At 35.8% G+C, this 6,247-nt stretch carries 7 protein-coding genes and 1 pseudogene; all 8 read left to right on the forward strand.

Features of this window, described 5'->3' with window-relative positions:
* Nucleotides 1–468: 468 nt before the first annotated feature.
* Nucleotides 469–792, forward strand: a pseudogene (locus tag NT145_00815) (lytic transglycosylase domain-containing protein).
* 134 nt (nt 793–926) lie between these two features.
* The gene (locus tag NT145_00820; GenBank protein ID MCX5781239.1) at nt 927–1,232 is read left to right on the forward strand and encodes an MGMT family protein; all 306 of its coding nucleotides are present in this window, start codon (nt 927–929) and stop codon (nt 1,230–1,232) included.
* Nucleotides 1,225–1,917, forward strand: a complete 693-nt coding sequence (locus NT145_00825; GenBank protein ID MCX5781240.1) for a hypothetical protein — start codon at nt 1,225–1,227, stop codon at nt 1,915–1,917. Before NT145_00820 ends, NT145_00825 begins: the two co-directional genes overlap by 8 nt.
* A gap of 3 nt (nt 1,918–1,920) precedes the next feature.
* Nucleotides 1,921–2,259, forward strand: a complete 339-nt coding sequence (locus NT145_00830; GenBank protein MCX5781241.1) for a DUF192 domain-containing protein — start codon at nt 1,921–1,923, stop codon at nt 2,257–2,259.
* A gap of 229 nt (nt 2,260–2,488) precedes the next feature.
* A complete protein-coding gene (locus NT145_00835; GenBank protein ID MCX5781242.1) occupies nt 2,489–3,097 on the forward strand; it encodes a phosphatidylserine decarboxylase in 609 nt (202 codons plus the stop codon).
* Nucleotides 3,090–3,926 carry a CDP-diacylglycerol--serine O-phosphatidyltransferase gene (pssA, locus tag NT145_00840; protein MCX5781243.1) on the forward strand — a complete coding sequence of 279 codons (837 nt, stop codon included), beginning with the start codon at nt 3,090–3,092 and terminating at the stop codon, nt 3,924–3,926. Before NT145_00835 ends, pssA begins: the two co-directional genes overlap by 8 nt.
* Entirely contained in the window at nt 3,916–5,466 is a 1,551-nt protein-coding gene (locus tag NT145_00845; protein ID MCX5781244.1) for a 2-isopropylmalate synthase, read from the forward strand. The genes pssA and NT145_00845 overlap by 11 nt, the downstream gene beginning before the upstream one ends.
* 126 nt (nt 5,467–5,592) lie before the next feature.
* The coding region (locus NT145_00850) for an aconitase family protein (GenBank protein MCX5781245.1) at nt 5,593–6,247 on the forward strand (655 nt) is incomplete at its 3' end.

Genomic DNA, 6,247 nt, shown 5'->3' on the forward strand with positions numbered 1-6,247 from the left:
AATCCCAGAATTGTTGAGGCATTTCTTCGATCTATAGAAGAAAAACCAGAAGCTTTTGCACAATAGATTTTCTTTAAATTATACTCTTCCGCAGGATTTCTCATCAACTATTTCATAATATTTTGAAAAAATTTATGCGTAATACCAGACGGGGGATCTTAGATGAAAAATCTGTTCATTGTTCTGATATGCTTTTTCTTTTTTCAAAATTTGTTTGCGTTACAAGGTAAAATCTCTTTAAAATCCGGCTATTCAGCAAAAGGTGATATACGTGAAAATTCTGACGGAAGCGTATGGGTTACCGATAAAAATGGTTGTGCAGTACAATATGATAAATCTGAGATTGAAAATATAATAATTTATTCAGAACGTGATATCGCCACAGAAAAATTTTTAAAAGCATATAAAAAAACTCCAGAAGTAAGTTCATCGGGTTTCTATAAAAAGAAAACCAAGTATGAAAAGATAATAAACAGTGCCGCCAAAGCAAATGCTGTTGATCCTGCCTTAGTAAAAGCAGTAATAAAAGCCGAGTCTGACTTTAATCCTAATGATACATCTTACAAAGGTGCTTGCGGCCTTATGCAATTGATGCCGCAGACTGCAAAACTTCTTAGGGTAAAAAACATTTATAATCCGGAAGAAAATATTTACGCTGGTACAAAATATCTTAAGAATATGCTTTCTTTATTCAACGGAGACAGGGAAAAAGCTTTAGCAGCATATAATGCAGGTCCCGGAAAAGTAATGAAATATAGGAACATCCCTCCGTATCGGGAGACTCGTGACTATATTTTTGCAGTCAAGCAATATTACCGGCATTACAAGGGGCCAAGTAAAGTATTTTCATATACTGATGAATCAGGGAACTTAGCAATTTATAATGAGGACTAAATATTCTTTCAAAGTGCACTAATAGAACTTATATGACAAATAAAATACCCGCTTATATAAAGAAAAAATTGAAAAATTATCCCGTTTTTTATCAAAAAGTCTGGATGGAATGCTTTAAAATTCCCTATGGAAAAACAATTACTTATAAAAAACTTGCTGAAAATATGAGGATTCCAAATTCGGCAAGAGCAGTAGGAAACGCACTTAGCAAAAATCCGTTTGCTCCGGTTATCCCTTGTCATAGAGTAGTAAAAAGCGACGGGAGAATTGGGGGATATTCGGGTACGGGTGGAATAAAAACTAAAAAGAAGCTAATAGAAAAAGAAAAAAATGGTTAACTGGCGTTTTATTGCAAACGAAAATAATTTAGCTGATTACAATATGGCGATTGATGAATGTTTGTTTGCTCTAAAGTCAAACAACAAATCATTGTCTCCAGTTTTGCGAGTTTATTCATGGTCATTACCTTTAATCAGTATCGGTTATTTTCAAAAATATTCAGATTTTGCAAATCGTAAATTACCGGTTATAAGAAGAATTACCGGCGGGCTTTCAGTTGAGCACGGAAAAGATATTTCTTATTCATTGATTGCATCAAAAGATGAATGGCCGTATATAAATAATCAAGAGAAAACTTACAAATTAATTCATAATGCTATATTAAAAACTCTAAATGATTTGAGTATTGATGCAGAATTTTGCGAAAAAAGTATTTTTCAAAAAAAACGGAAAGATTCGGTCTGCGTCAACAATATTTTTCCTTATGATATTCACCTGAATGGAAGAAAAATAGTTGGTTCCTGTCAGAGAAAAAGAGGAAGTGCCTTTCTGGTTCAAGGATCTATTCATGTTGAAAAATTAATTACAAATTATAGAGAATTTTCAAAATGCTTAATGGATAATTTTAAAGATATTTTAAAAACGAAGATATTTTCTTCTGAATTAAACAACGAGGAGGTATCTTTATCCGGGGATTTAGCAAAAACCAAATATAGTTCAGATTCATGGAATAAAAAATATTAACATATGAAAAAATTTGAACTTCTTATTAATTCAACTGCAACGGGAATATATATTCTATTGGCGGATACTTTCTTTGAAAAATTAATAGGTTTTATGTTTGCAAAAAAAGCCGATTACGGAATATTATTTCTAAAATGCAGAAGTATTCATACTTTTTTTATGAAATTTAACATAGATGCAGTTTTCTTAGATTCTAAAAATAGAGTAGTAAAAACAATAAAAAACATAAATCCTAGGAAAATTATACTTCCAGTAAAATACGCTGCAAATATCTTAGAATTACCGTCTGGAATTTTAGACACCTCTTCTATAAGGCACGGAGATTTGTTAACCTTCGACTGAAACTCCGCCGACAGGAGTCGGCAGGTTCATCTTCACATTCATCTCCCGACAGAAGGCGAGGGATGAATGCGAAGATGAATAAAATTGAAAATCTTTTAAAATTAGATTCTTTTTGACTTTTCTTTCATTTTTTGCTAAATTTAACGCTCTTAAAACTTGCTTGAAATCGTTTGAAAGATTAGAGCCCGCCGATTGTTTATCGGGTCAAATTCTTTAGAAAAGAGTTTTTATGTCGGTAGTTAAAGAAGGATTATTTTTAATAATAATCCCTTTGGTTTTAGGTTTTTTTTTCTTATTTATAATTAAAGAACTTGGTATTATATTAATAATATTGGCTCTTTTTTTTGCTTATTTTTTTCGCGACCCTGCAAGGGAAATAGTAAAAAGTCGCGATGAAATACTTTCTCCTTGTGACGGCACGGTTATGGAAGTTACGGAGGATGATAATTTTAAAATCGTAAGGGTTTTTCTATCTGTTTTTAGCGTTCATCTTCAGAGGTCGCCTGTAGAAGGTTCTGTAGCGGATGTTCAGTACAATCCGGGCAAGTTTTTGCCGGCAATGGATCCTAAGGCTCACGAGTTGAACGAAAATAACATAATAACAATTGACAGCCCTAAGGGCAGATTCAAAGTTAAGCAGATAGCAGGAATTTTAGCTCGCAGGGTAGTATCATGGGTGAAACCTAAAGATAATTTAGCGCAAGGACAAAAAATTGGTTTTATAAAGTTCGGTTCTCAGGTTGATTTGTTTACTCCTAAGAATGTAAATTTAAATGTTAAGGTAGGAGACAAGGTTTTCGGAGGAAAGACAGTTTTCGGGAAGTTTAAAAATGACTGAAAAAAAATTAAGAGGCATATATTTATTGCCCAGTATAATTACCGCCGTAAATATTTCGGCAGGTTTTATTTCAATTATATTTTCTATTCAGAATTCATTTGCCGCAGCTGCTTGGGCAATCATTGTTGCAATGGTAATGGACATATTAGACGGCCGAATAGCTCGTATGGCAAAAGCAACAAGCCGTTTTGGTATTGAGTTTGATTCTTTAGCTGACCTTGTATCTTTTGGGGTAGCGCCGGCAATATTGATGTATAAAATGATTTTGCACGGCTTAAATAATCCGGGAATTGCAATAGCGCTCTTTTATGTACTTGCCGGAGCTTTGCGCCTGGCAAGATTTAATGTAAAAACAATGGAAGAGGAAACACCGGCAGATTATATCGGACTTCCGATTCCTGCCGCAGCGGCTATACTTGCTTCATTTGCTTTAAGCTATGAGTTATTTGAAATAAGCAATGAAGTTCCAGTGAATATGATACCGATTGTTTCTGACAGAATGCCGTTTTTCTTTAAAATTTCACCAATATTGATGGTGTTTATATCTGTTTTGATGGTTTCAAATGTGCCTTACGCCTCGTTTAAAAAATTCAAGGCTGACAGGCCGAAATCTTTACAAATAATAATTTTTACCGTTATTGCGATTATGATGATAATTATATATCCTCAAAATACTTTTTTTATACTTTTTGTTGGATACCTTCTTTCGGGCCTTGCATTGTACTTGTTAAGATACTGGAGATTAAGAAAGTCTATAATTGAAAATTTTCAAAAACGAAGAAACGGGCTTATGAAAAATAAAATGGCAGGTGATAAAAATGAAAAATAAAATAATTTTTTTTGATACAACTCTAAGAGATGGAGAACAATCTCCGGGTGCAAGCCTGAACATAAGCGAAAAATTGGAGATTGCAAAACAATTGGCTGCCTTGGGTGTAGATGTAATTGAAGCGGGATTTCCTATTTCAAGCCGTGGAGATTTTGAATCGGTAAAACTGGTTGCTCAGAAAATAAAAGGCCCTGCAATCGCAGGTTTGGCTCGCGCTCAGGAAAAGGATATTCTTGCCTGCTGGAATGCTGTGAAATACTCAAAAAATCCTAGAATTCACACTTTCATTGCGACATCCGATATCCACATTAAAAAGAAATTTAAAAAAACAAGAGCCGAAATTTTGGATATGGCGGTTAATGCTGTCCGATATGCAAAGAAATTTTGCGATAATGTAGAATTTTCAGCAGAAGATGCCGGCCGCTCGGATTTTTCTTATCTGTGTCAGGTGATAGAAAGTGTTATTGATGCCGGAGCTACTACTGTTAATATTCCTGATACTGTCGGGTATACTATGCCCCAGGAGTTCGGAGAATTGATAAGAAAAATAAATATGAAGGTAAAAAATATTGATAAAGCTGTTATCAGCGTTCATTGCCATAATGATCTGGGCTTGGCGGTTGCAAATTCGCTGTCAGCGATATCAAACGGCGCAAGACAGGTTGAATGCACCATTAATGGAATAGGAGAACGCGCTGGTAACGCTTCTTTGGAAGAAATTGTCATGGCTTTGAAAACTCGAAAGAATTATTTCGGTTTTGATTACGATATTGATACAAAAGAGATATATAAAACTTCGAGGATGGTTTCTAAACTAACCGGAATTGTAGTACAGCCGAACAAGGCGATCGTTGGCGCAAACGCCTTCGCCCACGAGGCAGGCATTCATCAGGACGGTATTATCAAGGAACGCACCACATATGAAATAATGCAGCCTCAGGATGTAGGGATACCATCAAGCAAGCTTGTTTTAGGCAAACATTCCGGCCGTCATGCATTGGCGGGAAGGATCAAAGATCTTGGAATAAGCGTAAAAAATGAAGAGATTGACAAAATCTTTGAAAAATTTAAAGAGCTCGCTGACAAAAAGAAATATATTTTTGATGATGATATTATTGCCTTGGCTGAAGAAGGGACGAGCAGTTTGAAAGAAGTATATGCTTTGGAATATCTTAATGCTTCTTCAGGAACCGGCGTCGTCCCGACTGCCACAATACGCATTTCAAAACAGGGTGATAAAAAAGAGATATTCCAGGAAGCCGCCTGCGGTGATGGGCCGGTGGACGCCGTTTATAAGGCAATTGATAAAATTGTCGGTTTGAAACTGCACCTTTCTGATTATAATCTTCGCGCTATATCTGCAGGGGAAGATGCGCAGGGAGAAGTAAATCTTAAGGTGGAACATAAAGGAGTTACATTTTCAGGAAAAGGGACTTCGACTGACATAATAGAAGCAAGCGCAAAGGCTTATCTTAATGCAATAAATAAAATAGTTTCACGTTCAAAAGCGGCGCTTTCTAAAAAGAAAGTTTCACTTTAACGGCAGTTTGAGAAGAAAACAGGTTTAGGTTAAGAAGGACTTTCTAAATTGTAGTAATATAAATCTGCTGTTCTGAGTCTCAATCTCAACCTGTCTCATTCTTAACCTGCTGTTAACGGAGTTTGTATGGGTCAGACTATTTCTGAAAAAATACTTGCGGCTCATTGCGGGCTAAAATCCGTTCGAGCTGGGGAGTTTATAGAACCAAAAGTTGATATAGCTCTTGGCAACGATATTACTGCGCCTTTTGCAATTAAAGAATTTCGAAAAACAGGCGCAGCTAAAATATTTGACAAAAATAAAGTTGTTTTGGTAATGGACCATTTCACGCCTAATAAAGATATAGCAAGCGCAGAACAGGTAAAATTTGTAAGAGAATTTGCTAAAGAACAAAAGATTGTAAACTATTTTGAGGGAAATAATTGCGGCGTTGAACACGCGCTATTGCCTGAAAAAGGCCTTGTTGTTCCCGGAGATTTGGTTGTCGGAGCCGATTCACACACTTGTACGTATGGCGCTTTGGCAGCATTTTCAACCGGAGTAGGGTCAACAGATTTAGCTGCAGCGATGATAACCGGGAAAATATGGTTCAAGGTTCCGGGTTCTATAAAATTTGTTTACAAAGGAAAACTTAAAAAATGGGTTTCGGGAAAAGATCTGATACTTTATACGATAGGTAAAATTGGAGTTGACGGCGCATTGTATCAGGCAATGGAGTTCACGGGCCCTGTTTTGAAAGAACTTTCTATGTCTGACAGATTCAGCATGGCAAATATGGCTA

It is taken from the genome of Elusimicrobiota bacterium, from assembly GCA_026388075.1.
In the GTDB taxonomy this organism is placed as follows: Bacteria; Elusimicrobiota; Endomicrobiia; order Endomicrobiales; family JAPLKN01; genus JAPLKN01.